This is a genomic window from Herbihabitans rhizosphaerae (assembly GCF_004216555.1).
GTDB lineage: Bacteria > Actinomycetota > Actinomycetes > Mycobacteriales > Pseudonocardiaceae > Herbihabitans > Herbihabitans rhizosphaerae.
The window spans coordinates 479,465-504,394 of sequence record NZ_SGWQ01000003.1; the positions used below are offsets into that span (position 1 = coordinate 479,465).

At 68.6% G+C, this 24,930-nt stretch carries 30 protein-coding genes; 15 read left to right on the plus strand and 15 right to left on the minus strand.

Translation table 11 applies throughout. From position 1 onward, the window contains the following. Positions 1-22 precede the first annotated feature (22 nt). Positions 23-784 carry a decaprenylphospho-beta-D-erythro-pentofuranosid-2-ulose 2-reductase gene (dprE2, locus tag EV193_RS11945; RefSeq protein ID WP_130344106.1) on the plus strand — a complete coding sequence of 254 codons (762 nt, stop codon included), beginning with the start codon at positions 23-25 and terminating at the stop codon, positions 782-784. Here the strand turns inward: dprE2 and EV193_RS11950 are convergent. Continuing rightward, entirely contained in the window at positions 781-1,257 is a 477-nt protein-coding gene (locus tag EV193_RS11950) for a TfoX/Sxy family protein (protein WP_242613309.1), read from the minus strand. The two genes, dprE2 and EV193_RS11950, sit on opposite strands and share 4 nt — an antisense overlap. Here EV193_RS11950 and EV193_RS11955 point away from each other — a divergent pair. After that, complete coding sequence (locus tag EV193_RS11955) at positions 1,256-1,441, plus strand: hypothetical protein (protein ID WP_130344107.1); 186 nt, start codon at positions 1,256-1,258, stop codon at positions 1,439-1,441. The two genes, EV193_RS11950 and EV193_RS11955, sit on opposite strands and share 2 nt — an antisense overlap. 228 nt (positions 1,442-1,669) lie before the next feature. On the opposite strand, the gene EV193_RS11960 is transcribed toward EV193_RS11955, so the two are convergent. Then, on the minus strand, positions 1,670-1,894 hold the full coding sequence (locus EV193_RS11960; protein WP_130344108.1) for an EF-hand domain-containing protein: 225 nt from the start codon (positions 1,892-1,894) through the stop codon (positions 1,670-1,672). A 75-nt stretch (positions 1,895-1,969) separates the two neighbouring features. On the opposite strand from EV193_RS11960, the gene EV193_RS11965 reads away from it, so the two are divergent. The 3 genes from EV193_RS11965 to EV193_RS11975 are packed head-to-tail and all read left to right on the plus strand — an operon-like array spanning position 1,970 to position 5,874. Continuing rightward, positions 1,970-3,208 (plus strand): DUF445 domain-containing protein, encoded by a 1,239-nt coding sequence (locus EV193_RS11965; protein ID WP_130344109.1) that lies wholly within the window; start codon positions 1,970-1,972, stop codon positions 3,206-3,208. 12 nt (positions 3,209-3,220) lie between these two features. After that, entirely contained in the window at positions 3,221-4,450 is a 1,230-nt protein-coding gene (locus EV193_RS11970) for a DUF445 domain-containing protein (protein WP_130344110.1), read from the plus strand. Positions 4,451-4,488: 38 nt separating this feature from the next. Beyond that, positions 4,489-5,874: an alginate O-acetyltransferase AlgX-related protein gene (locus EV193_RS11975; protein ID WP_341273158.1), complete on the plus strand. Its 1,386-nt coding sequence runs from the start codon at positions 4,489-4,491 to the stop codon at positions 5,872-5,874. Here the strand turns inward: EV193_RS11975 and EV193_RS11980 are convergent. The 3 genes from EV193_RS11980 to EV193_RS11990 are packed head-to-tail and all read right to left on the minus strand — an operon-like array spanning position 5,828 to position 8,594. Continuing rightward, positions 5,828-6,730 carry a metal ABC transporter permease gene (locus EV193_RS11980; protein WP_130344111.1) on the minus strand — a complete coding sequence of 301 codons (903 nt, stop codon included), beginning with the start codon at positions 6,728-6,730 and terminating at the stop codon, positions 5,828-5,830. The two genes, EV193_RS11975 and EV193_RS11980, sit on opposite strands and share 47 nt — an antisense overlap. Continuing rightward, positions 6,730-7,578: a metal ABC transporter ATP-binding protein gene (locus tag EV193_RS11985; protein ID WP_130344112.1), complete on the minus strand. Its 849-nt coding sequence runs from the start codon at positions 7,576-7,578 to the stop codon at positions 6,730-6,732. Before EV193_RS11985 ends, EV193_RS11980 begins: the two co-directional genes overlap by 1 nt. Next, positions 7,575-8,594 carry a metal ABC transporter solute-binding protein, Zn/Mn family gene (locus EV193_RS11990; protein ID WP_130344113.1) on the minus strand — a complete coding sequence of 340 codons (1,020 nt, stop codon included), beginning with the start codon at positions 8,592-8,594 and terminating at the stop codon, positions 7,575-7,577. Before EV193_RS11990 ends, EV193_RS11985 begins: the two co-directional genes overlap by 4 nt. 160 nt (positions 8,595-8,754) lie before the next feature. On the opposite strand from EV193_RS11990, the gene EV193_RS11995 reads away from it, so the two are divergent. The 3 genes from EV193_RS11995 (at position 8,755) to EV193_RS12005 (ending at position 11,691) form a co-directional block, all read left to right on the plus strand. After that, a complete protein-coding gene (locus EV193_RS11995) occupies positions 8,755-9,855 on the plus strand; it encodes a LacI family DNA-binding transcriptional regulator (protein ID WP_130344114.1) in 1,101 nt (366 codons plus the stop codon). Between the two features lie 80 nt (positions 9,856-9,935). Beyond that, positions 9,936-11,054, plus strand: coding sequence for a lipase family protein (locus tag EV193_RS12000; protein ID WP_130344115.1), 1,119 nt, complete (start codon positions 9,936-9,938; stop codon positions 11,052-11,054). 286 nt (positions 11,055-11,340) lie between these two features. Beyond that, complete coding sequence (locus EV193_RS12005; RefSeq protein WP_130344116.1) at positions 11,341-11,691, plus strand: YciI family protein; 351 nt, start codon at positions 11,341-11,343, stop codon at positions 11,689-11,691. Between the two features lie 160 nt (positions 11,692-11,851). Here EV193_RS12005 and EV193_RS33235 read toward each other — a convergent pair whose 3' ends face one another. After that, positions 11,852-12,631 carry a hypothetical protein gene (locus EV193_RS33235; RefSeq protein WP_165401322.1) on the minus strand — a complete coding sequence of 260 codons (780 nt, stop codon included), beginning with the start codon at positions 12,629-12,631 and terminating at the stop codon, positions 11,852-11,854. A 177-nt stretch (positions 12,632-12,808) separates the two neighbouring features. On the opposite strand from EV193_RS33235, the gene EV193_RS12020 reads away from it, so the two are divergent. From EV193_RS12020 to EV193_RS12035, 4 genes are all read left to right on the plus strand, one after another. Then, positions 12,809-13,300, plus strand: a complete 492-nt coding sequence (locus EV193_RS12020; protein WP_130344119.1) for a beta-class carbonic anhydrase — start codon at positions 12,809-12,811, stop codon at positions 13,298-13,300. A gap of 15 nt (positions 13,301-13,315) precedes the next feature. Continuing rightward, the gene (locus EV193_RS12025) at positions 13,316-14,203 is read left to right on the plus strand and encodes an HhH-GPD family protein (RefSeq protein WP_130344120.1); all 888 of its coding nucleotides are present in this window, start codon (positions 13,316-13,318) and stop codon (positions 14,201-14,203) included. 157 nt (positions 14,204-14,360) lie between these two features. Continuing rightward, on the plus strand, positions 14,361-15,467 hold the full coding sequence (locus EV193_RS12030) for a peptidoglycan recognition protein family protein (protein ID WP_130344387.1): 1,107 nt from the start codon (positions 14,361-14,363) through the stop codon (positions 15,465-15,467). 57 nt (positions 15,468-15,524) lie between these two features. Continuing rightward, positions 15,525-16,394: an NmrA family NAD(P)-binding protein gene (locus tag EV193_RS12035; RefSeq protein WP_130344121.1), complete on the plus strand. Its 870-nt coding sequence runs from the start codon at positions 15,525-15,527 to the stop codon at positions 16,392-16,394. 4 nt (positions 16,395-16,398) lie between these two features. On the opposite strand, the gene EV193_RS12040 is transcribed toward EV193_RS12035, so the two are convergent. Then, entirely contained in the window at positions 16,399-17,043 is a 645-nt protein-coding gene (locus tag EV193_RS12040) for a M15 family metallopeptidase (RefSeq protein WP_130344122.1), read from the minus strand. A gap of 108 nt (positions 17,044-17,151) precedes the next feature. Here EV193_RS12040 and EV193_RS12045 point away from each other — a divergent pair, with 108 nt between their 5' ends. Continuing rightward, the gene (locus EV193_RS12045) at positions 17,152-17,682 is read left to right on the plus strand and encodes a 2'-5' RNA ligase family protein (protein WP_130344123.1); all 531 of its coding nucleotides are present in this window, start codon (positions 17,152-17,154) and stop codon (positions 17,680-17,682) included. On the opposite strand, the gene EV193_RS12050 is transcribed toward EV193_RS12045, so the two are convergent. From EV193_RS12050 to EV193_RS12065, 4 genes are all read right to left on the minus strand, one after another. Next, positions 17,679-18,935 (minus strand): putative T7SS-secreted protein, encoded by a 1,257-nt coding sequence (locus EV193_RS12050; protein WP_130344124.1) that lies wholly within the window; start codon positions 18,933-18,935, stop codon positions 17,679-17,681. The genes EV193_RS12045 and EV193_RS12050 overlap by 4 nt on opposite strands. Further along, complete coding sequence (locus EV193_RS12055; RefSeq protein WP_130344125.1) at positions 18,928-19,356, minus strand: hypothetical protein; 429 nt, start codon at positions 19,354-19,356, stop codon at positions 18,928-18,930. The genes EV193_RS12050 and EV193_RS12055 overlap by 8 nt, the downstream gene beginning before the upstream one ends. Beyond that, positions 19,357-19,596, minus strand: a complete 240-nt coding sequence (locus tag EV193_RS12060; protein WP_130344126.1) for a hypothetical protein — start codon at positions 19,594-19,596, stop codon at positions 19,357-19,359. A gap of 73 nt (positions 19,597-19,669) precedes the next feature. Continuing rightward, on the minus strand, positions 19,670-20,431 hold the full coding sequence (locus EV193_RS12065; protein ID WP_130344127.1) for an alpha/beta fold hydrolase: 762 nt from the start codon (positions 20,429-20,431) through the stop codon (positions 19,670-19,672). A gap of 86 nt (positions 20,432-20,517) precedes the next feature. Here EV193_RS12065 and EV193_RS12070 point away from each other — a divergent pair, with 86 nt between their 5' ends. Next, positions 20,518-22,005, plus strand: a complete 1,488-nt coding sequence (locus EV193_RS12070) for a M1 family metallopeptidase (RefSeq protein WP_242613311.1) — start codon at positions 20,518-20,520, stop codon at positions 22,003-22,005. A gap of 314 nt (positions 22,006-22,319) precedes the next feature. Continuing rightward, on the plus strand, positions 22,320-23,135 hold the full coding sequence (locus EV193_RS12075; RefSeq protein ID WP_130344128.1) for an SIR2 family NAD-dependent protein deacylase: 816 nt from the start codon (positions 22,320-22,322) through the stop codon (positions 23,133-23,135). Here EV193_RS12075 and EV193_RS12080 read toward each other — a convergent pair. The 4 genes from EV193_RS12080 to EV193_RS12095 are packed head-to-tail and all read right to left on the minus strand — an operon-like array spanning position 23,118 to position 24,865. Then, entirely contained in the window at positions 23,118-23,621 is a 504-nt protein-coding gene (locus EV193_RS12080) for a hypothetical protein (RefSeq protein ID WP_130344129.1), read from the minus strand. The genes EV193_RS12075 and EV193_RS12080 overlap by 18 nt on opposite strands. Beyond that, positions 23,618-23,833 (minus strand): hypothetical protein, encoded by a 216-nt coding sequence (locus EV193_RS12085; protein WP_130344130.1) that lies wholly within the window; start codon positions 23,831-23,833, stop codon positions 23,618-23,620. Before EV193_RS12085 ends, EV193_RS12080 begins: the two co-directional genes overlap by 4 nt. After that, entirely contained in the window at positions 23,833-24,072 is a 240-nt protein-coding gene (locus tag EV193_RS12090) for a DUF397 domain-containing protein (RefSeq protein ID WP_423202160.1), read from the minus strand. The genes EV193_RS12085 and EV193_RS12090 overlap by 1 nt, the downstream gene beginning before the upstream one ends. After that, complete coding sequence (locus tag EV193_RS12095; RefSeq protein ID WP_130344132.1) at positions 23,957-24,865, minus strand: helix-turn-helix domain-containing protein; 909 nt, start codon at positions 24,863-24,865, stop codon at positions 23,957-23,959. Before EV193_RS12095 ends, EV193_RS12090 begins: the two co-directional genes overlap by 116 nt. Positions 24,866-24,930 lie beyond the last annotated feature (65 nt).

Below are 24,930 nucleotides of genomic sequence, written 5' to 3' on the forward strand. Positions count from 1 at the left end.
TTTCCTTTGAAGGGTTGACCTTGTGATTGACGCGGTTGGAAACCCTCAGTCCCTGTTCGTGCTCGGTGGCACCTCCGACATCGCACTGGCGACGGCACAGAAGTACGCCGAACAGCAGCCGCTGCGGATCATCCTGGCCGACCGCCCGGAGGAGTCCGAGCGCATGGCGGCCGCGGTCGAGCTGCTCCGCAAGACCGGCAGCACCGTGTCGACGCTGACGTTCGACGCCCGCAAGCCCGAGACGCACGCCGAGGTCATCGACAAGGCCTTCGCCGACGGCGACATCGACATCACGCTGGTGGCTTTCGGCATCCAGGGCGACAACGAGAAGGGCTGGACCGAGGTCGGGGCCGCCCGCGCGGTCGCCGAGATCAACTACGTCGCGCCGATGACCCTGGGTGTGCTGCTGGCCGAGAAGCTGCGCAAGCAGGGCCACGGGCGGCTCGCCGTGATGTCCTCGCCCGCCGGCGAGCGCGCCCGGCGGTCGAACTTCGTCTACGGCTCGTCCAAGGCCGGGCTCGACGTCTTCTACACCGGCCTTGCCTACGCGCTGAGCGAATCCGGCGTGACAGTCACCGTGGTGCGGCCGAACTTCGTGCGCACCAAGCTGACCGAGGGCATGAAGCCGGCTCCCATGGCGCAGACCCCGGAGCAGGTCGCCGCGGCGATCGTGGACGGTGTGCGCAAGGGCAAGGAGCTGATCTACGTGCCCGGCCAGATGCGCCTGGTGATGGCCGTGCTGAACCACCTGCCGCGCCCGATCTTCCGCAAGCTGCCGTTCTAGCGGCGCTTGGCGGGCAGCGAACCCGCGTAGCTCACGCCGCGCTCGATCCAGTCGGCGAGCGCGGCGTCCGACGCGAGGGCGTCCAGCTCGACGTAGAGCCACCCGCGCCGTTCGCGCCCGCCCATCACCATGGGCGTGACCCGCACGCCGTCCACGAGGTCGTCGGTCTGGGTCGGGTCGACGCGCACCATCAGCCCGCCCCGCCCGCTCGCCGCGACCGATATGTTCCCGGCGATCAGGAACGCGAGCCCGCCGAACATCCGCTGCTCGAAGACATCGCTCCGGCTGGCGACCAGTTCGCGGATCCGATCCGCCAGCTCCTCGTCGTAGGCCATACCCGAGATTGTCGCGCGCACCACCGACGAAAACCGCGACGTCGCCACCAGCGCCGCCCCGTGCCCGCACCACCAAGTTCTGACCGGCGGTGCGGTGCGGGCAGCACGGGTGCCGCGAAGCGGTAGATTGTCAGGCATGGCGACGACCTTCGCGGACTTGGAAGCGCGAGTGCGCGGCCTGGAATCGCGCGCACAGCGAGTCGAAGAGGACGTGACCGCGATTGTCACGACCGTTGTTGAAACGCGTGACGAGGTGCGTTGGCTCAGGCGTGCCGTCGAGGCACTGCTCGATCACCATGGCATCGCACCGCCCGCCGAGTAAGACTGACTACCGCTGGCTCAGGCGCGCCCGGTTGACCACGTCGCGGCGGTGAAACGGCGACGACCAAGGCGGCGGCGCCGTGCGAGTCGGCGAAGCATTCGGCGCGCACGAGCCAGTTCGTGTGCCGCGCAGGTCTTCTACGAACGGCACCCGGTGGCCCTCGGACTCATCCGAAACGGCCGGCCCGCTCGCGTCGATCTGGTCGCCGTACGCCGGGCAGGAAACCTGTCATGCGGATTCGCTGCGGTGCCAGGCTTCGGTGAACTCGGCGAGGGTGATCCGACCGTTGGCGTCACCGTCGGCGTCGCCGAAGATCGCCCGCAACTCCTCGTCGGTCACCGTCTCGCCGATCGCGGTCAGGGCGAACTGGAACTCGTCGATGGTGACCAAGCCGTCCCCGTCCACGTCCAGCGCCTTGAACTGCTCCTCGATGAACTGATCACTCGAAGCCATGGGCGCAGCCTACGGTGCCCGGCGTCGCCGCACGCGTGACATGCTCAGATCGGCAGCGTGGCGACGGGAGGCGGCGTGAGTTTCCAGAGCATCGTCGACGACGTCGCCGCCAACTGGCACGTGTACGCCACGATGCCGGTCATCGCCGCGCTGATCGGCTACATCACCAAGCGCGCCGCCATCGAGATGATGTTCCGGCCGATCGATTTCGTCGGGATCAAGGGCACCTTCATCGGTTGGCAGGGCGTCATCCCGCGCAACTCGCACCGCATGGCGAGCATCGCGATGGACCTGATGACCACCAACCTGATCAGGCCGAAGGAGATCTTCTCCAGGCTCGATCCGAAGCGGGTCACCGACGAACTGCGCGAACCGCTGCGCGAGGCGGTCGACGAGATAACCCGCGAGATCATGTCGATGTATCAGCCCACGGTCTGGGAGATGATGCCCGAACCGGCCCAGCGCATGCTGGTCCGCCGCGTGCAGTCGCAGGCGCCGCGCATCGTGGAGACGCTGATCGCCGAGGTCGCCGAGAACATCGACGACGTGCTCGACGTCCGCGACATGGCGGTCACCAACCTGGTGCGCGACAAGGCCGTGCTGAACCGTCTCATTCGCGACATCTCCCGCCCGGAGATGCGGTTCATCGCCCGCTCGGGCATCTACTTCGGCACCGTGATCGGCCTGGTCCAGGTGGTCGCGTGGGCGATCACGCACAGCCCGTGGATCATGCCGATCTTCGGCGGTCTCACCGGCTGGCTGACCGACTGGCTCGCGTTGAAGATGATCTTCCTGCCGCGTCAACCGAAGCGCTTCGCGGGGCTGGTCACCTGGCAGGGCATGTTCCAGAAGCGCAAGGAGGAGGTGGCCGTCGACTACGGCAACCTGATCGCCGACGAGATCCTCACCCTGCAGAAGGTGCTCGAGGCGGTGCTCACCGGCCCGAAGTCAGACCGCCTGTTCGTGATGATCGAACGCGAGGTGCGCCGCGCCATCGACGCCCAGCTCAGCGTGGCGAAGCCGCTGGTCGTGGTGTCCATCGGCTCGCGCCGCTACCAGGAGATGAAGCAGCTCGCCACGCGCAAGGCGATCGAGCGCATTCCGGAGGCGGTGCGCCGGGTCGAGGGCTACGCCACCGAGGCGATGGACGTGCGCAACACGATCATCGACCAGATCAAGGGGCTGACCCCGCTGCAGTACGAGGGACTGCTGCGGCCGGCGTTCCGTCAGGACGAATGGAAGCTGATCGCCGTCGGCGCCATCATCGGTTTCCTGGTCGGCGAGCTGCAGGTGCTCCTTGTCCTTCCACATTGATAGCCTTGGCCGGTGAACGCCGTTCTCGACGATTTCGCCGAGCACTGGCTCATCTATGTTTCGATGCCGTTCATCGCGGCCGCGATCGGATACGTCACCAAACGTGTGGCGATCGAGATGATGTTCCACCCCGTCGATTTCGTGGGAATCAACGGAACGTTCATCGGATGGCAGGGTGTCGTTCCCCGCAGCTCCGAGCGGATGATCGGCATTTCCGCCGAGCTGCTCACCACGAAGCTGGTCAACCCGCGCGAGGTGCTGGCCCGGCTCGATCCGGCCAGAATCGCCGAGGAGGTCGAGCAGCCCCTTCTGTCCACAATGGACGACGTGGCCCGGGAAGTGTTGGAGCAGCACCATCCCCGGCTGTGGGAGATGCTCCCGGTGCTCGCCCAGGACCTCGTCGTCAAGCAGGTGCAGGCGGCCGCGCCGGTCGTGGTGCGGCGCATCGTCAACGAGATCCAGGAAAACGTCGATGAGGTGCTCGACGTCAAACACATCGCGGTCACCGCACTGCATCGCGACCGCCGGCTGACCGTGCGGCTCATCAGGGAGATATCCCGTCCGGAAATGGCGTTCATCGCCCGGTCCGGCATCTACTTCGGATTCGTTCTCGGCCTGGTGCAGACGATCGTGTGGGCACTCACGAAGGAGCCGCTCGTACTGCCGGTCTTCGGCGCGATAATCGGCCTGTTCACCGACTGGCTGGCGATCAAGCTGATTTTCTTCCCGCGTGAGGAGAAACGCGTTCTCGGGCTGTTCCGCTTCCAGGGGATATTCCAGCGAAGGCGCGACGAGGTGGCCGAGGACTTCGGCAGGCTGGTGGCCACCGAGGTGATGACCGTGCCGAACATCGTCGAGGGAATCCTGCGCGGCCCTCGGTCGGACCGCATCATCGCGTCGATCCAGGAGATCGTGGCGCGCACCATCGACGAGCAGACCAGCGTCGTGCGCCCGCTGGTGTCGATCGGCGTTGGCTCCCAGCGCTTCGAGGAGATGAAGCACGCCGCGGCCGACCGCGCGGTGGCCCGCATGTCCGATCCGGCACTGCAGGCCGGCGGCTACGTGGCCGGCGCGCTGGACATCGGCAACACGATCGCGCGCCGCATGCGCAGGCTCAGCCGTGTCGAGTACGAGAACCTGCTGCGGCCGGCGTTCCGGCGCGACGAGTGGAAGCTGATCGCGGTCGGCGCGATGATCGGATTCGGCGTCGGCGAGTTGCAGACGTTCCTTCTTCCTGGTTAACGCAATCCGCCACAGGTGCGCCAGCTAGGGTCGGACGGGTGACGGTGCACGATCCCTGGCAGCAGGCCGAGCGGCCGGAGGAGCAGACCGGTGAGCTGCCGAGGGTCAGCGTCGAGCTGCCCCCCGTGCACGAGGCCTGGCTCCCGCGCGAACATTCGCTGCACCGCCCCCGGCACGGCACCCGCCAGCTCACCGCGCTGATCTGCGCGCTGGTGTTCTTCGCCGGCCCGGCCGCGCTCTGGGTGTTCGGCGGCCGGCCGAGCGAGCTGGAGAATCACAAGCTGGCGTCGTTCCCCGGGCTGGACTCCGGCTGGGCGTTCTTCACCGGCCTCGGCAACTGGGCCACCGATCAGCTGGTGTTCCGCGGCGGCGCGATCGACGCGGCGGACTGGATCAGCCGCACGCTGTTCGGCGAACCACCGCCGCTGGACCAGGGCGGACGCTCGCCGGTCGGCCCGCTGCCCAACCCGCCCGGCGGCATCGGCGGCGTGCCGAACCCACCGAACGTGGAGGGCCCGACTCCCGGCGTGCCGGGCACCGAGGGTTTCCGGCGCGTGATCGAGGGCAGCGACGGGTGGCTCTACTTCGGCTACGACACCGACGCGAAGTGTCAGCCGACCAAGCCGCTCGCGGAGAGCATCGCCGGACTGAACCGGCTGCGCGACGCGATCACCGCCTCCGGCCGCAAGCTCGTGCTCGTGGTCGCACCGGACAAGACCACGATGGTGCCCGAGCATCTGCCCGGCACCTACCCGGGCCGGGATTGCGCCAACGCCGCCGCGCCGGAGCTGTGGCGCGCGGTCACCAAGGACGCCAAGGCGCTCGACGTGCGCCCGGCCCTGCAGGCGGCCGGCCGGGAGGCGGGGCGTCCGGTCTACCACCAGCAGGACACGCACTGGACCGACGAGGGCTCGGTCGCCATGGTGCGCGCGGTGGCCGAGCACTTGAGCCCGGGTGTCACCGCGACCTGGCAGGTGTCCGACGGCAAGCCGTGGTCCGGCGGCGCCGACCTCGCCACGATGGTCGGAAAGCGGGCCAAGAAAGAGGGCATGGCCTACGAGATCCGTCCGGACGGGTTCAACAACCGCTCCCAGGATCCCGTGAAGCCCGGCATGGCCCAGCCGACACATCGGCAGTCAGACCCCGTCGGCGGCACGATCGACAAACCGACCACGGTGATCGGCGACTCGTTCACCGAGATCACCTCGAAGTACCTGCCGGCCGCGTTCAGCAACGTGACCATGCAGAGCTACATGGCGATCAACGACACCCCGACGCAGGTGGCGAATCAGATGGCGAACAGCGAGATCGTGGTGCTGCAGGTGGTGGAGCGCAACATCGCCGGCGGGATCCTGCTGCCCTTCACCTCGGACATGTTCATCGAGACACTACGACCGATTCTCGCCGCCCGGCCGGTTCGATAGCCGATCCGCCGGTCAGCTTGCGCGGCCGGCCGCGGGCCACCGAGATCGTCCAGCAGATCACGTAGATCACGAACGAGATCGTGCACACGAACGCGCTCACCGGCGCGCCGGGCGCGAGCGACAGCACGATCCCGCCGACCGCGGCGATCTCGGCGAACACCACGGCGAGCAGCGTCGCGCGAAGGGGGCTCGCGGTCACCCTCGCGGCCGCGGCACCCGGGGTCACCATCAGCGAGAGCACCAGCAGCGCGCCGACCGTCTGCACGCCGAGCGCGGTGGCGATACCGACCAGGACCGCGAAGATCGCCGCCAGCGCGCGGGTCGGAACGCCTCGCGCGCGGGCCAGCTCCGCGTCCACGCTGGCGAACAACAGCGGCCGGTAGATCACCGCGAGCACGACGAACACCCCGACCGCGCAGACCGACAGCAGCGCGAGGCTGGCGAAGTCCACGCCGACGATCTGCCCGACGAGCAGGCCGAACTTGTTGGACGCGCGACCGGGATAGAACCACAGCAGCAGCACGCCGACGCCGAGCCCGAACGCCAGCAGCACGCCGATCACCGAGTCGTGCTCGGAACTGCGCCGGGACAACAGGCCCATGATCAGCGCCGCCACCACGGCGCCGATCAGCGCACCGTAGCCGATGTTGATCCCGATCAGCAGGGCGGCGGCACCGCCGGTGAACGACAGCTCGCTGGTGCCGTGCACGGCGAAGGCCATGTTGCGGCTGACGATCAGCGGCCCGAGCACGCCGGCCACCAGGCCGAGGATCGCGGCGGCGAGCAGTGCCGTGCGCACGTACTCGTCGTCGCGGATGAGCTGCCAGGTCAGCTCGAAGTTGAACAGCTCTTCCACTATTCCGCCTCGGCCAGGTGATGGTGCGACTCGTCCTCGCACAGTCCACTGTGGACGCCGACGACGTGGATCTGGCCGCGGACCTTGATCACCTCGACCGCGGCGCGGTATAGCTCGGACAGGTTCTTCGAGGTCATCACCTCGTCCGGGGTGCCGATCCGGAACCGGCCGTCGACCAGGTAGAGCACCCGGTCCACCAGCGGCAGCACGGGGTTGATCTCGTGCGTCACGAACACCACGGCGGTGTCGGCGTCCCGCCGCCGCTTGTCGATCAGCGTGCTGACCGCGCGCTGGTTGGCGATGTCCAGGGACAGCAGCGGCTCGTCGCACAGCAGCACGGCCGGATCGCCGACCAGCGCCTGCGCCACCCGGAGCCGCTGCTGCTCGCCACCGGACAGCAGCCCGACCGGCCGGTCGGCGAAATCGGTCGCACCGACCGCGGCCACCGCGTCGGTCACCCGCCTGCGCCGGTCCCGCATACCGCCGAACCCGATGCCCCAGCGATGCCCGTCCAGCCCGAGGCCGACGAGATCACGACCACGCACGGTGAGACTCGGGTCGAGCGCGCGCTGCTGCGGGATGTACCCGACCGACCGGCTGGCCCGGCCGGGGCGGGCACCGGCCACCTCCACGGTGCCCGCCGAAAGCCGTTGCAGGCCAAGGAGAACGCGCAACAAGCTGGTCTTGCCGGAACCGTTCGGGCCGAGGACGGCGACGAACTCGCCGGGCGCGATGTCCAAGTCGAGCCCGTCCCACAACACCCGGTCGCCGTAGCTCAGCGTCGCGCCGCGCAGCGAGATCGCTGTGCTCGTCGTGGTGGTGGTGTCAGTGGGATTGTCGACTGTCATTTCTTCGCCAGTGCACCCGCCAGTGCGTCGACCTGCTTGGTCATCCAGTCAACGTAGTCGGTCACGCCAGCGGGCAGGGTCTCGGTCACCCCGACGACACCGACTCCGGCACCGTTGGCCGCGTCGACGAGCCGCTTGGTGGCCGGCGTCTCGGTCTGGCTGTTGTTGATCAGCGCGGCCACCTGCTTGCCCCTGATCATCGTGGTGACCTTGTTGATCGCGGCCGCGGGAGGGTCGGTCTCCTCCTCGATCGCGTGCTTGTAGTCCTCCGGTGTGGCGTCCTCGAGGCCGGCCGCCTCGATCAGGTACTGCGCGACCGCCTCGGTGGACACGATCTTGGTGCCGGGGCGCTCCTTGGCGATCGCGGTGATCTTGGCGGTCAGACCGTCCAGCTTGGCGGCGAACGCGGCGGCGTTGGCGTCGAAGGCGGCCTTGCGGTCCGGCGAGATCACCGCGAGCTGCTTGGCGACCTCGGCGGACACCTTCTTCACGGTCGGGAGGTCGTACCAGACGTGCTCGTTGACCTCGCCGTGCTCGTGGTCGCCGTGGCCGTGACCGCCGGGTTTGCCGGCCTGCTTGCCGGACAGCGCGAACGCGTCGATCTTCGCCGTGGTGATGCCGGGTGCGCCGGCGAGCTTGGTGAAGAACTCGTCGTACCCGCCGCCGTTGAACACGGCGAGCTTGGCCGCGCGGATCGCGGTGCCGTCGGCCGGAGTGCCCTCGTAGGAGTGCGGGTCGGCGGACGGGTCACTGATGATCGACTTCACCGCGACCGCGTCGCCGCCGACCGCCTGCAGCACGCTGCCCCACACGTTGGTGGAGGCGACCACGTCGATCTTCGGACCGTTCGGCACCGGCACGGCGGTCGGCTGGGCGTTCGCGGCGGCCGACGTCGGCGGCTGGGACGACGGCGGAGGCTGCGCGCCGTCGCCACCGCCACAGCCGGACAGGCCGAGCGCGAGTGCGGCGAAACCGGCGGTCGCCTTGGCGACGCTTCGTAGTAAGCGGGACGTCATGGCACTCTCCCGAGCGACGATCGACAGATAATGGAAACCGTTATCAGATTAGTTTACGACGTGCCGTCGGGTCACGTCGCACCGACCGGGTGAGGCGACACGTGTGAGGGGTCACGGCGGCCGACTTCATCTATTGGTTCTGAACCGTTACCGTCAGGCCATGGCACGGTCAATGCACGCGCGACGTCCAGCGACCCTGGCATCGCTCGCCGCCGAGCTCGGCGTATCGAGAACAACGGTCTCCAACGCCTACAACCGGCCCGACCAGCTCTCTCCCGAGCTGCGCCGCCGGGTGCTCGAGACGGCGAAACGCCTGGGCTACCCAGGGCCTGATCCGGTCGCGCGCTCGCTGCGTACGCGCAAGGCGGGCGCGGTCGGCCTGCTGCTGACCGAGAACCTCTCCTACGCGTTCCGCGATCCCGCCGCGCTCGCGTTCCTCGAAGGGCTGGCGCTCGCCTGCGAGAGCGCCGGCCAGGGTCTGCACCTCGTGCCGGTGAACCCGCAGCGCGAGGACATCGCCAACGTGCACCGCGCCGGGGTGGACGGGTTCGTCGTGTACTCCGTGCCGGACGACGACCCGCACCTGGCCGCCGTGCTGTCCCGCCCGGTGCCGACCGTGGTGTGCGACCAGCCGAGGGTGGAGGGCGTGGACCGGGTCGGGATCGACGACCACGCGGCGATCACCAAGATCGCCAAACGGCTGATCTCCTTGGGGCACCGGCGAATCGGCGTGCTGTGCATGCGGCTGGGGCGCGATCGCAACGACTCCTTCGTGTCGCTGGACCGTCAGCGCAGCGCGCACTTCCACGTGCAGCGCACCCGGCTGGCGGGGCTCGCCGACACGTTCACCGCCGCCGGGGTGAACTGGGCCGACGTGCGCGTGGTCGAACGGTTCGACCATTCGCAGGCCAGCGGCGAGTCGGCGGCCGCCCAACTGCTGGACGCCGATCCGGGCGTAACGGCGATCATCTGCACGTCGGACATCCTGGCGCTGGGCGCGATGACCGAGGCGAAGCGGCGCAACCTGCGGGTGCCACAGGACCTGACGATCACCGGATTCGACGGGATCACCGAGGCGCGGCGGGTCGGGCTGACCACCGTGCGGCAGCCGGTGCTGGAGAAGGGCAAGGCCGCCGGCAAGCTGCTGCTCGGCGCGGCGGAGGCCAACCGGCAGCGCGAGATCACGCTGGAGACCGAACTGGTCGACGGCACCACCTCGGCGCCGCCCCGTACCGCCGAGGAACGCTGGTTCGGCCCGTAGTGAGCAATCTGCCACGATTGACACTCACCGTGGGCGAATAATCACCGATCGTTGTCGATCTTGGGGCAAACTCCGAAGACATGCGCGCGCCCCGGATCCGCTCCGCCCTGGTCAGCCTCGCCGTCGCGGCCGCACTCGTCGCGGCGCCGGCCGCCTCCGCCTCACCCGAGACCGGCGCACCCGGTGAGGTCACCAGCGTCGCGCCGCTGCCCGATCAGCACTGGTTGCCCGGCACCGGCAAGGCCTACCAACTGACGTACACGACGACCGGACCGGTCGGCCTGACCCCGAGCACCGGCGCGCTGTTCGTGCCGAAGGGAACACCGCCGCCGGGCGGGTGGCCGGTGGTCTCCTGGGCGCACGGCACGACCGGCATCGGGGACCGCTGCGCGCCGTCCACCGCAGGCCGGAGCCCGCGCGACATCGGCTATCTGACCAAGTGGCTCGAGCAGGGATACGCGATCGCGGCGACCGACTACGTCGGGCTGGGCACCGAGGGCGTGCACCCGTACCTGGACGGACGGTCCGAGGCGCACGCCGTGATCGACATCGTCCGCGCGGCGTCCACTGTGGACGGTTCGGTGTCCCGGAAGTGGATCACCGTCGGGCAGTCCCAGGGCGGCCACGCGGCGCTGTTCACCACCAGGATGGCCCCCGAGTACGCGCCCGAGCTGGACTTTCGGGGTGGCGTGGCCACCGGTGCGGCGAGCAACATCACCTGGCTGCTCGAACTCGCCGGGCCGGACGTGCCGTTCGAGAACCTCACCGCGCTGGTGGCCTACATTCTCGCCGGCGTCCCCGCCGCGCGCCCCGGCCTGGACGTCGCGCCGTACCTGACCGAACGCGGCGGCGTCGCGGTGCGCGACGCCCACGAGCTGTGCGTGCCCGAGCTGTACGCGAGCCTCGCCGGTGTCACGGTCGGCCAACTGCTGCGCGGGAAACTGGCCGAGGGCGACTTCATCCCGGCCGCGCGCGAGGTGCTCGAGGTCCCGGTCGACGGGTACCGGCGCCCGTTCTTCGTCGCGCACGGCAGCGACGACAACGTGGTGCCGCCGTTCCTGACCGAGAAGCTGCTCGACGCGCTGAACGGCAACGGCCAGCCGGTGACGGCCAAGTTCTACCCGGGCGACCACGGCAGCACGATGGACCTGTCGCTGGTCGACACCATTCCCTACGCGCGCCAACTCTTCGCGGGCTAGGCGGCTGCTGAACAACGTCGTGCTGTCTGAAACTTAGCGATCGCTCCGTTCATGTTTTGCGTACTTTAGCCCGCTAAAGTCCCTCAGCCACGGAGAAAGCCCAGGTCAACCGAGATCATCAGGGCGCGGGGAACGTGAGGGTGATGCACAGACGGCCCAACGTGGAGGTGGGCCACCACCCTCGCGGGCCTTGTTCAGCGCACTCCTAGCTGTCGAATTCGCGCGGCGGCGTTCGTGTGGACGGTGAGAGGCTGGCGGTCGGCTGGCCGCGACCGAGGAGAACGCCATGGCTGACGAGACCCACTACCTGCTCAGCGTCTACACGCCCGGAGGGACGCCGCCACCACCCGAGGTGCTCGACCCGATCATGCGTGAGCTGGACAGGGTCAACAAGGAGATGATGGACGCGGGCGCCTGGGTGTTCGGCGGCGGGCTGGCGGCCCCGAGCACGGCGACCGTGCTGCGCAAGACCGACGACGACGTGCTCGTCACCGACGGCCCGTTCGTCGAGAGCAAGGAGTACCTGGGCGGGTTCACCATCATCAAGGCACCGGACCTGGACGCGGCGATGGACTGGGGCAAGAAGGTCGCCGCCGCGATCGGCCTGCCGATCGAGGTCCGGCCGTTCGAGGCTTAGGTCGTGTCTGATAAACCTCGGTCGATGGGCTTCGTGATCGAGGCGGTTCCTGACAAGGCGGAGGGCAAGGCTCGTACTGGACCGTACTTGCCTTGTCCGACAACGCAGTCAGGGGCCGTCTCGGCGCGAAGACCGCGACCATGGGTTTGTCAGACGCGGCCTAGACCAGACGCAGCGGCACGCCCGCACTGGTGAGCGTGCCGAGCTTGGCGTGGATCAGGTACTGCCCGGCCGGCACGCCCTTGCGGCTGGCCGGGCAACCCGGCTCGGAGGTGCGGCCGGCCCAGGTCACGCCGAACGTCAGCCGCTCGCCGGGCCGGATGACCCGCACGTCCGGCGTGTCGTCGGTGTAGCAGTCCGCGCTGGACCACAGCCTGCGCCCGTCGGCGCCGTGCACGGTCAGCTCGCGCAGCTTGCGGCTGATGTCACGCACGCACGGCACCTGGCCGATGTTCACGATCACGAGTCGCAGGGCCGGCCGCTGCCCGACGCGGTACTCCGGCTGGCCGGTCTCCGCGGCCAGGTACAGCGCGCCGTCCTGGCACGGCCCCGGCGGCGGGGGTGGCGGAGGCGGCCCGACCGGCGCGGGCGCCGGCGCGGCGACCTGGCCGGGACCGGGAACGGGGGGCGCGGGCGCACCCGGGGGCACGGGAACCGGGTGCGCCTGCGCCTCACCTGCCGGCGGTACCGGAGCAGCGGAGGCGGTGGAACTGCTCGACGGTGGGGCCGTCGGCGACGGCATGGGCGGTGGGGACGACGGCGGCTGGGTCGACCGGACGGCCGGCGAGATCTCCTCGACGTTCGCCGCGTCGTCGACCTCGGGCGATCCGTCGGAGAACAGGCCGCCGATCAGCCACACCAGCAGCAGTCCGACCAGGACCGAGCCGGCGATGGCGACCGCGCGACGGCGCCGGTACGTCCAGTCCTTCGGATCGATCATGAGGCCACGGTAGCGCTAGCACTGCTCCGAATGGCCTAAGCTGACGTCACCCGATCGGGTCCCCGTACCCATCGCGTTCTACCCCTGCGAGACGTGACGTTGCTCCAATCTGTCTTGCTCGCGATGTGGGATACGGGTTCCAATAGCTGACCACGCGTCAGCCGTGAGGAGCAACGCATGACCGGTATCGACATTCTGGCCAGACGCCACCTCGACGGCGAGGACCACGGCGCGCCCGCGATCCACACGCCCGTTCCCAGCATGCACATCGCGGTCGTGACCTGCATGGACGCGCGCATCAAGGTGTTCGACGTGTTCGGGCTCAAGCACGGTGAGGTGCACATCCTGCGTAACGCCGGGGGTGTGGCCACCGACGACGTGATCCGCTCGCTCGCGATCAGCCAGCGCAAGCTGCAGACCCGCGAAGTGGTCATCATGCAGCACACCCAGTGCGGCCTGTCGCTGATCACCGAGGACGAGTTCAAGGACGAGTTGGAGGCCGACACCGGCCTGCGCCCGCCGTGGGCGGTGGAGGCGTTCCGCGAGGTGAAGGACAGCGTGAAGCAGTCCGTGGAACGCGTACGGCGCAGCCCGTTCGTGCCGCACACCGACAACGTGCGCGGCTTCGTCTACGACGTGAACACCGCGGAGCTGACCGAGGTCCTGTAGCTACCATCGCGGGCGATGGACGCTGGGACTCTGGTCGGCTGGTTCGACGCGAACGCCCGCGAGCTGCCGTGGCGGGCCGACGGCACCACGCCGTGGGGCGTGCTGGTCAGCGAGATCATGCTGCAGCAGACGCCGGTGGCACGGGTGGAGCCGGTGTGGTTGGACTGGATGGCGCGCTGGCCCCGGCCGTCCGCGCTGGCCGCCGTGAGCCGCGGCGAGGTCGTGCGAGCCTGGGGCAAGCTCGGGTACCCGCGCCGCGCGCTGCGCCTGCACGAGGCGGCGACGGTCATCGCGGCCGAGCACGACGACACCGTCCCGTCCGATGTGGACACTCTGCTGTCGTTGCCCGGCATCGGCGCCTACACCGCGCGCGCCGTGGCCGCGTTCGCCTACGGACGGCGTGCGCCGGTGGTGGACACCAACGTGCGACGGGTGGTGGCGCGGGCCGTGCACGGTGCCGGTGACGCCGGCCAGCCGTCCACCAAGCGCGATCTGTCCGATGTGGACGATCTGCTGCCGGTCGAGGAGAAGCTGGCCGCGCGGCTGTCGATCGCGCTGATGGAATTGGGCGCGATCGTGTGTACCGCCCGGTCGCCAAGGTGCACGATGTGCCCCATTCACGCAGAGTGTGCCTGGCAGCTCGCCGGCACTCCGGAGTACACCGGGCCCGCCAAGGCGGTGCAGACCTACGCCGGCACCGACCGGCAGGTGCGCGGCAAGCTGCTGGACGTACTGCGCGGAACGGCCGGGCCGGTGCCCAAGTCGCGGCTGGACGTGGTGTGGTCCGACGCCGGTCAGCGCGAGGCGTGTCTGGCCTCGCTGCTCGACGACGGACTCGTCGAACAGCTCGCCGACGGCCGGTTCACGTTGCCCGGAGAGCACCAAGCGGGATCACCCAAGTAGACCAATCCCGACCGGAAATCAGGCAACCACCTTGGTTCGCAGTTCGACAAAGGTTGTCCGTATGCGTATCAGGAGATACGTTCGGCTCGCCAAGGACGATCTGGGCGACCCTGCAGATTGCCCCGAGTCGAGGGAGATCGAGATGGCCAAGTCGGGCATGAGCCGACGTTCTCTGTTCAAGACCAGCCTCGCGGTCAGCGCTGTCGGCGCGGCCGGCGTCGCGTTCACCGCGAGAGTCGCGGAAGGCGCGCCGAACCCCGGCCCCAAGGCCGATCCGACCATCCACGGGTGCGACGACTGGGGCGCGCGCCAGCCGACCGGCACGATCCTGGTGGAGAACCACAAGCCCACCTACATCGTCGTGCACCACACCGCCGGCGCGAACTCCGACGACCTGTCCAAGGATCACGCGTTCGCGATCTCGCGTGACATCCAGAACTTCCACATGGACACCCGCGGCTGGATCGACACCGGCCAGCAGCTCACCAACAGCCGCGGCGGGCATATCACCGAGGGCCGGCACCGCAGCCTCGAGGTGCTGCGCGGTGGCACCAAGCACGTGCAGGGCGCCAACGTGGGCAACCACAACAGCGAGGTCATCGGCATCGAGAACGAGGGCCTGTACACCAATGTCGATGTGACGCCGCAACTGTGGGACTCGCTGGTCGCGCTGGTCAGCTACATCGCGAGGCAGTACGGAATCGCGCCGGAGCAGATCAAGGGACACCGCGACTTCAACTCCACCGAGTGCCCTGGCGAGACGCTGTACGCCCGGCTGCCCGAGCTGCGCGACGCGGTCGGCGGACGCCTCGGCGTGCCGGTGACGCAGCCGCCGACCTGGCCGCTGCTCAAGGTCGGCTCGGCGGGCACGAAGGTGCTCGCGGCGCAGCACCTGCTGCGCGCCGCCGGGGTGCGCGACGTGCCGGTGGACGGCGTGTTCAGCGACAGCACTTTCCGTGCGGTGCAAGGGTTTACGCGTGAGCACGGGGTCACCTTCGACCCGTGCTACGCCAGCCGGGTGGCCGACGAGAGCGGGTTGCTCGGCGCGGGCGGGTGGCCGCTGATCACCCCGACGCTGCACCCGGGCAACCAGGGTGACGCGGTGCGCGCGGCGCAGTTGCTGTTGTCCGACGGGCGTATTTCCCCCGCGGGTGTCGCCGACCAGTCCACTGTGGACGGTGTGCGGGCGGCACAGTCGGCGAACGGCCTGCCGGCGACCGGCGTGATCGACGCGCGTACCTGGCAGGCGCTGCTCGCCCGCTGATTGTCGGTCCCCCTCGGCACACTGGCGGCCACATGACCGCTAGTGATGGGAGTACCGATGTCGGTCGTCGTGACCACGCCAACCGGACGCGTCGGCTCGCGGGTCGTGCGGGTGTTGCTGCAGGCGGGCGTGCGCCCGACGCTGCTGATGCGCGATCCGGCGAAGCTGGACGAAGCGTTGCGTGACCGCGTCGACGTCGTGGCCTGCGATCAGGGCGACGCCGACGCGGTCGTGCGCGCGACGAAGGACGCTGAACGGCTTTTCTGGGTGGACCCGCCGACCGGTGACGACGATCCGGTCGCCGGATATGCCCGGCTGGGCGCGAACGCCGCGCGGGCCGTGCAGGAGAACGGAATCGCGCGCACGGTGTTCCTGAGCAGCGTCGGCGCGGAAAAGCGGTCCGGCGCCGGGGAGATCGACGGCCTCGGACGCACCGAGGAGCTGCTCGACGCGACCGGCGCGAGCGTGACGCACCTGCGCTGCGGGTACTTCTTCACGAACCTGATGTTCGAGTTGGATTCGCTGCGCGAGGGTGTCATGCGCACGCCGTGGCCGCTCGACTTCCCGATGGCCTGGGTCGACCCTCGGGACATCGGTGACGTCGCGGCCGCGCGCCTGCTGTCGGACTCGTGGACGGGCCGGCACGTGCAGGCGGTGCACGGGCCGGAGCACCTGACGTTCTCGCGGGTGGCGGAGATCCTCGGTGGCGCGATCGGCCGCCCGGTGCACGTCGAGCGGATCACCGACGACGACCTGCGCGCGGGTCTGCGTGCTGCCGGCCTGAGTGCGGGCCAGATCGAGGGGTTCGTCGGCATGTCGGCCGGCCTGCGGGAGAACTTCGTGCCGGAGAACGAGCGCACGGTCGTCACCACCACGCCGACCACCCTGGGATCGTGGGCCTACACCCACCTGCGCCCACTGCTCTGAGGGGTCACCGCCGCATCCTCGGGTCCTTGGTGGGATCGGCGTATTTTGGCGGGCAGCCGTCATCAATGGCTTCGGGGCGCAGTTCGTAGTGCCAAGGCTCGTTGCCGTAAATCTGGCACAGTCCGTATTTGGCGCCGTGTTTGGACAGCCACGCCGCGGCACCGGAAGGCCCGATATCGACCGCGTCCCCCGACACGTGCAGCGACTTGTCCGCGATGGCCACCCATCGGGCAGCCGCCTTTTCCGAGCCGTACTTCGAGACCGCCTCACGAAGTAGTTCTTCCTGGTATTTCGGGGAACGCCAGCCACTGTTGACGACGAACTCGACCCCGCCGTCCTTGGCATCCGTCGCGGCCCGGCGCAGCGCGCCGAGCAGGGCGGGATCGAGCTTGGCCACGGCCGGAACACCGTTATCGAAGACCGTCACGCCGTCAGGAACGGCGCCATCAGCGACCCCGGATGACGCACCAGATTGACCACCGTGGTCGCCGCGAGGAATATCAATTGACGATGCGATCGAGGAGGACGGGGACGCCGTCGACTGGTGGATGAGAGCAACGATAATCGCCGCGCAGCCGACTGCGAGAACTGCGAAGATTGCCGATCGGATACGGCGGGGCGCCGTTTGTGCTGGTTCGCCGTAGTTCATACCCCCAGTAAAGGCAGCGTGGCGTTGCCAGCACGTATCCAGTTTTGGATATACCGACGATACACTCCGCCTTTTCTCCAAAACACACCAACGTGCACAATCGAACCCGTGTCCCACGCCCTCCAGTTCCACTTCGACCCCGAAGCAGATCAAGCCGTTCGCCAGCTCTGGCACCGGCTGGAGAAAGCCAAGATCTCGAGCCTCGCGACCACCACTCACCGCCGGCACCACCCCCACGTCACCTTCGCCGCCGCCACCACCATCCCCGCCGGTGCCCGAAAGTCGTTGCGCGACAACATATCCAGACTCGCCATCCCCAGCCTCTGGCTACACTCGCTCGGCGCGTTCTCGTCCCCGGAACCCGTCCTCTACCTCGGTGCGGTCGTCGACGCGGAGTTGCTCGCCGTCCACTCGGCCGTCCACGACGCCCTCGCCGGCAAGGTCAAGAACCCGTCCGCGTACCACCTCCCCGGCTCGTGGACGCCCCACATCCCGCTCGCCCGAAACATCGAGCCGGCCCAACTCGCCAAGGGATTCACCGCGCTCTACCCGGTGGAACCGGTACGCGCGCGACTCGTCTCCGCCAACATCGTGGACACCCACACCGGCGAGACCACCGAATTGCTCCGGCTCGACTAACGAGCGAAGCGGAACGCCCGGTCCAGTTCCCGGAAGAAGCCGCCCCCGAGGTCGAGTTCCTCCGCCATTTCCTCCGGATCCAGGGTGATCTGGCAGCCGGTACCCGCGCCGAGCCCGATCGCGGCGCCGGCACTGCCATCGACGGTCAGCACGCCGTCCTGGATACCGATGCCGAACTCCGCGTCCGCCCCGGCGCCCGCCCGCGCCTCGGCGCGGCAGCCGCCACCGATTCCCGCCACATCGGCGTTGGCCTCGACCGAGGCCTCCACACCGGCGAACAGGCCGGCCTCCGCGCCCACCCCGTCTGGCCCGATGTCGGCACCCGCGGACGCTTCGGTCCCCACCGATCCCTCGGCCGAGACCGAGGTGTCGACGAGCCCGGTGGAGGCGGACAACTCCGCCGATCCACGCAGCCCGGTGACCTGCTCGATCGAGGCGTGCAGGCCGTCGGCGTCCAGGGACAGTGCCGCGTCGGTCTGGGTCCCGAGGCTCGCCTGCGCCCGAGCCTGGAGGTCCTCGCCGATCGTGCCGCTTTCCGACGCTTCCCACACGTTGTGCCCCGTGGACCACGTTCCCAGGCCGAGCGCGACGAGCGGCGAGGCCTCGGGATTCGACAGGTTCACCCCGCCGGCGTGGTCGTTGACGGTGCCGTCGTAGATCCACTCACGCCCGCCGCCGGGGCTCGACTCGTCGGTCACTCCGCCGCCGTCGCCCTCGATGTCCACGACCCTGGACAGCCAGGTGGACACGTCCGCACCCGCCGGCCCCCAGCCGAGCAGCGTGCCGACCGCGTCGTTGCCGGCCTCGTCGAGTTGTTCGCGGGCCCGTGCCAGCTTCTCCCTGGCCTCCGCCCGTACCGGCACACCCGGGCTGAGCAGGACGGACAGCGGACCGGCCGGCGCGCTTGCCGCCGCACGAAGATCCGCCTCGGCCGCCTGCTGCCACAGGGCGATGGCCTCGAGTGCCTGCCCCTGCGCCCAGCGCAGCGTGCTCGCGTAGCCGTCCAGCGCCCCGCCGGCCGCGGAGGCGGCGGCTCCGGTGTCGTACCACCAGGCGGGCGTCGGATTGAGGCGCTCGTCGGCCGCGGTCGCCGCGACCCCGATCCAGTCGCCGAGTCGCACGCCGCGCATGTCGTTGCCCGCCAGTTCACAGGTCTCCGCGACTCCGGCGAACATCACCACGACGTCACCAATGGCATCCGCGTTTCCCGGAATCAGCGCCAGCGGGTCCGTGGTCTCACCGAGCTCAGCCATTTCCGTCACCACGCAGAAATTCCCGAATGCCGAACATGGGATCGACAAGGCTCCGTGGCGGTCGCATATTCGGCGGTAAGTGCCCGTAGTCCCGTTCGTAGGCCTGATCGATGTCATCCCACTGACGCATTCGCGCGTCGTTCATCGCCTCCGTACCCGCGTAGTCCCGCGCCGCCTGCGTCAGGCCGACACCGAGCGCGTGCCCCTGGGTCAGCAGGGATTGCACGGCCGCGTCGAGCGTGGCGCTGAAGCCTGACACCGCCCGGAAAAGCGCCGCGTGGCCGTAGACACCCGCGTCCGCGATCCCCGTCGGATCGATGTCTCGGGCACCGTCGACGGCCGCCTGGACCTGCCCACCGCCGCCCCGCACCCCGTCCGGGTCCACCTCGTACCCATTCATCCGTTCCTCCCCAATCTTCATTCACCACTCGTCGAAAATAATCGGATCCCGACCAGGTTCACTTCGCTTGTCGAGAAAATGCTTTCGCCGCGCCGAATAGAATGCTTGCACCTCGGAAAGGTGATCAGCCTCGCCCGCGAGGAATTCTTCCCAGGTCGTCTTCCCGGCCCGCACCGCGGCGGCGACGGCTTTCAGCTCCGCGGGGGCGTCCTCGGACTCCGCCGCTCGCCCGACCGCCTCGGCATCAAGCTCGTCGCCCATCCGCGCTCCCGTACCGACCGATGTTGGGGACAGGAAAGCCGAGCGCGCCTATGCGCCGGCTATGCGCGCATCCTCAGCGGCCGAGGATCGCGGAGAGAAAGGCCTCGACGGCTCCCCGGTAGACCCAGGGCGCGTCGGCCTGCACCAGGTGCGTGGCGCCCGGCACGACGAGGTGGTGACCGCCGCCCGGCGCGCGCACCGGCAACTGCGCGATCTGCCCGGCCGGCATCGCGGTGTGCTCCGCCTCGATCGCCAGCACCGGGCAGTTGACTCGCTCGACCAGTGGCCAGTAGTCCCGCTCGCCCCACTCGGCGGCGATATCGTAGACGTCGGACATGTCGGCGATCAGGTGATAGCCGTCCTCGCGCTCCTCGAAGCACTCCACGAAATAGTCGCCCGCGCTGCCGAAGAATTCCCGCACGTGCGCCAAAGACACGAACGGCACCGGCCACGAGTCGAAATGATCGCGCCAGGTGTCGACCGTGCGGCCACGCTGATCGGGCGCGAAATCCTCGACCACCACGGCCCGCACCAATTCCGGCGCCGACGCCGCCAGGGCAAGCGCGTGCAACCCGCCCATCGAGTGCCCGATCACCACGGCCGGACCAAGATCGCGAGAGCGCACCACAGCAGCCGCGTCGGCGGCGAAGTCCTCGGTGCGCCAACCGCCGCCTCGGTGCGGACTGCGCCCGTGCCCGCGCGCGTCCAACCCGACGACATGCCCGTACCCGGTGAGCCACCGCGCCGGCCGCCACCACGTGCGCGCGCGGCCCATCAGCCCGTGCAGCACCAGAATTCCGGCGCCCTCGCCGCCGAAATCGATCACGTCCGCCACGCCCCAGGTCTACCAGCAACCGGGTTATTACGCCCGGGGGTGCATCATGGGCCACCACTGACGCCCGACCGTGTGGAGCCGCATCTATGACCTCGGCCAGGACCCGGACGTACTCGGCGCGTTCGATGGTGATCGCGCTCTGCGCCGCGACGGCGTTCGGGTGTACCGCGACGACCGAGGACCCGCCGGCCCCGCCGAGCACACCGGGCCCGCCCCTGCCGTCGGCCGCACCGGCCGCGGGCACCAACGGCGCGGACGGTGCCGGCGACCCGTACTACCCGGCCGACGGCAACGGCGGATACGACGTCACCGGCTACGACGTGACGATCAAGTACGACCCGCAGCGCCAGCACCTCGAAGGTGACACGGTGGTCACCGCGGCGGCGGCCGCCGATCTCGGCCGGTTCAACCTGGACCTGCGCGGGCTGGACGTGGCGAGCGTGACGGTGAACGACGCGCCGGCCCAGTTCGCCCGCGCCGGCGACCACGAGCTGGTGATCACGCCGGCCGCGTCGGTGCCGAACGGCTCGACGTTCCGCACCAGGGTGGTCTACTCCGGCAAGCCGGTCAGCGACCGCAAGGGCGGCGGGCTCGGCACGAAGGGCTGGCAGCGGTCCACGTCCGGCGGCGCGTTCGCGGTCGGCGAGCCGCACTCGGCGGCGTACTGGTTCCCGGCGAACGAGACACCCAAGGACAAGGCGACCTTCCGGGTGACCGCGACCGTGCCGGACGGCTGGAGCGTCGTGTCGATCGGTCACGAGGAGCCGAGCACGCCGGCCAACGGCTGGACGACCTACCGGTGGGCCGAGCGAAATCGAGTGGCCACCTATTTGACGACGGTGGCGATCGACCGCTGGACCTACGATCGCGGCAAGTTGCCCGGCACGGACATTCCACTGCTGAGCGCGTACGCGCCCGGTGTGCGCAACGGGCAGCAGCTCGAGAAGCGCGTGCCCGAGATCATCGAATTCCTGTCATCGAAGTTCGGGCCTTATCCGCAGACAGCGGCCGGCGGAATCTACATCAACGAGAGCATCGGGTTCTCGCTGGAGACGAACGGCCGCCCGACCTACGCCAACTGGGCGGAATTGACCGTCGTGGTGCACGAGAACGCGCACCAGTGGTTCGGCAATTCGGTGTCGCTCAAGGAATGGCGGGACATCTGTCTCAACGAGTGCTTCGCCAGTTACGCACAATGGCTGTGGGACGAGGCGAAGGAAGGCAAGAACCTCGATGAGGAGTACCGGTCCAATGTCGCCTCGGTCCGGGGCAGCAACCGATTCTGGTCGCGCAAGCTGTACGAGATGGGCGCCGGCAATGAGTTCGACGCGGTGTACGACAAGGGCCAGCTCGCCCTGCACGCGCTGCGCCGGCTGATCGGCGACGACGTGTTCAACCGCGTCCTCCGCGAATGGCCCACGAAATACCGCGACAACAACGCCTCGTGGACCGAATTCGAGGACTTCGCGCAGCAACTCTCCGGAAAGAACCTGCGCACCTTCTTCGACGCCTGGTTCCGAGGCACCTCGATCCCCGCCGACGAACACCTCTACCCGGGCTCCCTGCACCGCTGACCAGCACCAACGCTTCCCTGGGGACTTTAGCGGGCTAAAGTACGCCGCCTGGCCAGGGAATCAACGGCCTCGCCGCACGAGCCCGCACGCCTTGCCGCCTATCGGCGCAGGTCAGGGGCTTTTCCGTGCTAGCTCTTGACACCTGCGGGCTTCTATGCCTCCGTACTTTATCCCGCAAAAGTACGGAACTGAGGTTGACGGGGCGGTGCGACGGGGCATCTGCGGTCGTGGAAGTAGGCTCGGGACATGGCAGTCGTGAAGATCAACGCGACCGAGGTGCCGCAGGAGGCCGGCGCCGAGCTGGAGCACGCTGAATGACCGAGCTGGACCAGGCGGCGGAGCTGATCGCGTCCGCCGACGCGCTGCTGGTGTGTGCCGGTGCCGGCATAGGCGTGGATTCCGGGTTGCCCGACTTTCGGGGTGACGAGGGTTTCTGGCGCGCCTACCCACCGTACGAGCGGCTCGGCCTGCGGTTCGTCGAGCTGGCCGACCCGGTTCACTTCGCCCAGGACCCGGAACTGGCCTGGGGCTTCTACGGGCACCGGCTTGAGTTGTACCGGAACACGGTGCCGCACAAGGGTTTCGAGATTCTGCGCCGGTGGGGCGAGTGGCGTGGCGGCGCGCGAGTGTTCACGTCCAATGTGGACGGACAGTTTCAGCGTGCCGGGTTCGCCGACGATCATGTGGCCGAGGTGCACGGCTCTATCCACCACCTGCAATGCCTCGGCCCGTGCCGCCAGGACGTGTGGCCCGCCAAGGTCGACATCGAGGTTGATCACGACACCATGCGCGCCGTCGGCGAGCTGCCGTCGTGTTCGACGTGCGGCAGCCTCGCCCGCCCGAACATCCTCATGTTCGGTGACTTCGAATGGGTGGCCGGCCGGAGTGAAGGTGGCCTTCGCTCCCTGGCCGAATGGCGGCGCGGGCTGCGCGACGCCCGGCTCGCCGTGATCGAAATCGGCGCCGGCAACGCGATCCCGACCGTACGCCGTCAGGCCGAACTTGCCAGTGCGGCAACGGGTTCACTCATTCGGATCAACCCTCGCGAGCCGGACGTGCGCCACGGTCGGGGAATCTCGCTCGCGATGGGTGCGCTGGAAGCACTGTCGGAGCTAGACCGCCGGCTGTGAGGGTTTCTGGTCGCACTCGGCGTCGATCCAGGTGGCGGTCAGGTCGGCGGTGATGACGCTGATCGTCGCGTTGTGACAGGCGATCTCGTGGCTGCAGCCTTCGTCGTGCGGCAGCACCTCGTCGAGCGCCACCACGCCGATGTCACCGATGACAAACGGATTCGCCGGACCGTCCCAGTGCAGCGACAGCACGCCGGCGTAGCGGATGATCAGGTCTTCCTCGTGCTTGAAACAGTTGTGTCGAAACATCAGTTCCAGGTGCCCACGCTCGCGGTATTCGGTGCCCGGTTCGAGCAGCACGCGCGCCAGCTTGAGGTCCTTCACGCACCACTTGCCGTGGAAGTCGTAGTGCCCGGGATCGGTCGCGAACGCGCGAGCGCCCTCGGGAAGATCGCCGGCGAACTCGGGCAGCCGCTCCAGGTAGACGAGCGGACTCATCACCCCGGAGACGGCACCGATCGTGGCGTCGAGGTCGACGTACTTCACCGCGTGGGGCGCTTCTCGTTGCCGCGCTTGTAGTTCCCGGTCGCGCGGGCGAGCAACTGTTGGGCCGCTTCGTTGTCGGCGCGCTCCAGTTGCGCAGTCAGCTTGGCCGCCGCCGCACCGCGCACGGTGGTCACCGTGCGCCCGCCACGTGACACGACCACCTGGCCGTTCTTCGTGAACTGCCAGTCGAAAGGGTTGTCTTCCAGGCCCATTAGCGCTGACCCTGAATGAAGGTGCGCCACTCGCGCGCAGTGAACCGAAGTGTTGGACCTGCGGTGTTCTTGGAGTCGCGCACAGCGGCGGTGTCGGCGAATGCCACCTCGACACACTCCTGGTCACCGCCGTCGCTGTAGCTGCTCTTCCTCCAGGTCGTGGTCGCCATGCTGCCGGGTGCTCCCTCGGTCGTACTCGTGTGCCAGTGTGGCAACGAACTCCCGAGATTGTCCCTCATTCATGGCAACCGCTGCTATGTCCGGCACGGTCTCGCGGTAGCCGGCAACGTAACCAGCGTCCTCGAGGAAGAGGGTCGTGCCCTGGCCGTCGACAGACACGACCGGATCGTGTTTGGCGTAGCTCATGAGCACGAATGGCGCGCCGAACACCGAGTCCTCACCTGCGGGAACCACATGCAACCTGACGTGCGGCAGCGCGCTCAGCAAGGTCACCTGCAGCAACTGCTCGTGCATGATCGCGAGACTGCCGACCACCAGTCGCAGGGCGTTCTCGTGCACGAAGAAGGTGAAGCGCGCTGGATTCGGCCGGTGAAGCACACTTTGCCGTGCCACCCGTGCACGGACACGGGTTTCCACGTTCTTGTCACTACGCTGCGGATCGCGCTGAATTCTCGACCGCGCGTACTCCTCGGTTTGTAGAAGGCCGGGTATCAACAACGGCTGGTAGTTGACCAGGCTGTCAGCGGTCGATTCACGGTAGATGACCGAGCACAGTGAATCTGCGAGCCCGTCGCCGTGCGTGTCGACCGCGTACCCGAGCCGATGGCAGGCCTGCCGGCAGAGCGCGAGCAAATCCAGCGCTTCCTTCCGGAAGACACCGCAAGCACCCAGGTAGTGCAACAGTTCCACGGTGTCCAGCTCGTCGTGGCCGGACTCCACCCGCGAGACCGTCGACGCGTGCCACCCCAGATAGTCGGCCACCGCAGCCACCGTGAGCCTGGCCGCCTTGCGCCGTGCCCGCAATTCGTGCCCCAGTTGCCGAAAACCTGCCCTCGCCCTTTTTCGCGACATGCGATGCACATTACGATAACCGTGACACCATGGCGATCAGAAACACGGTGTTCCACCCGGAAGGG

Bases quoted from the DNA above. Each gene is read 5' to 3' on its own strand.
- EV193_RS12040 (WP_130344122.1), bottom strand. From the start codon at position 17,043: ATGAACTACGGCGAACCAGCACAAACGGCGCCCCGCCGTATCCGATCG.
- EV193_RS12090 (WP_423202160.1), bottom strand. From the start codon at position 24,072: ATGAGGGACAATCTCGGGAGTTCGTTGCCACACTGGCACACGAGTACG.
- EV193_RS12025 (WP_130344120.1), top strand. From the start codon at position 13,316: ATGGACGCTGGGACTCTGGTCGGCTGGTTCGACGCGAACGCCCGCGAG.
- EV193_RS12020 (WP_130344119.1), top strand. From the start codon at position 12,809: ATGACCGGTATCGACATTCTGGCCAGACGCCACCTCGACGGCGAGGAC.
- EV193_RS12055 (WP_130344125.1), bottom strand. From the start codon at position 19,356: ATGAAGATTGGGGAGGAACGGATGAATGGGTACGAGGTGGACCCGGAC.
- EV193_RS11955 (WP_130344107.1), top strand. From the start codon at position 1,256: ATGGCGACGACCTTCGCGGACTTGGAAGCGCGAGTGCGCGGCCTGGAA.
- EV193_RS33235 (WP_165401322.1), bottom strand. From the start codon at position 12,631: ATGATCGATCCGAAGGACTGGACGTACCGGCGCCGTCGCGCGGTCGCC.
- EV193_RS12000 (WP_130344115.1), top strand. From the start codon at position 9,936: ATGCGCGCGCCCCGGATCCGCTCCGCCCTGGTCAGCCTCGCCGTCGCG.
- EV193_RS12075 (WP_130344128.1), top strand. From the start codon at position 22,320: ATGACCGAGCTGGACCAGGCGGCGGAGCTGATCGCGTCCGCCGACGCG.
- EV193_RS12035 (WP_130344121.1), top strand. From the start codon at position 15,525: ATGTCGGTCGTCGTGACCACGCCAACCGGACGCGTCGGCTCGCGGGTC.
- EV193_RS12070 (WP_242613311.1), top strand. From the start codon at position 20,518: ATGACCTCGGCCAGGACCCGGACGTACTCGGCGCGTTCGATGGTGATC.
- EV193_RS12005 (WP_130344116.1), top strand. From the start codon at position 11,341: ATGGCTGACGAGACCCACTACCTGCTCAGCGTCTACACGCCCGGAGGG.
- EV193_RS12095 (WP_130344132.1), bottom strand. From the start codon at position 24,865: ATGTCGCGAAAAAGGGCGAGGGCAGGTTTTCGGCAACTGGGGCACGAA.
- EV193_RS12030 (WP_130344387.1), top strand. From the start codon at position 14,361: ATGAGCCGACGTTCTCTGTTCAAGACCAGCCTCGCGGTCAGCGCTGTC.
- EV193_RS11990 (WP_130344113.1), bottom strand. From the start codon at position 8,594: ATGACGTCCCGCTTACTACGAAGCGTCGCCAAGGCGACCGCCGGTTTC.
- EV193_RS12050 (WP_130344124.1), bottom strand. From the start codon at position 18,935: ATGGCTGAGCTCGGTGAGACCACGGACCCGCTGGCGCTGATTCCGGGA.
- EV193_RS12060 (WP_130344126.1), bottom strand. From the start codon at position 19,596: ATGGGCGACGAGCTTGATGCCGAGGCGGTCGGGCGAGCGGCGGAGTCC.
- EV193_RS11960 (WP_130344108.1), bottom strand. From the start codon at position 1,894: ATGGCTTCGAGTGATCAGTTCATCGAGGAGCAGTTCAAGGCGCTGGAC.
- EV193_RS11995 (WP_130344114.1), top strand. From the start codon at position 8,755: ATGGCACGGTCAATGCACGCGCGACGTCCAGCGACCCTGGCATCGCTC.
- EV193_RS11950 (WP_242613309.1), bottom strand. From the start codon at position 1,257: ATGCCTGACAATCTACCGCTTCGCGGCACCCGTGCTGCCCGCACCGCA.
- EV193_RS11985 (WP_130344112.1), bottom strand. From the start codon at position 7,578: ATGACAGTCGACAATCCCACTGACACCACCACCACGACGAGCACAGCG.
- EV193_RS12085 (WP_130344130.1), bottom strand. From the start codon at position 23,833: ATGGGCCTGGAAGACAACCCTTTCGACTGGCAGTTCACGAAGAACGGC.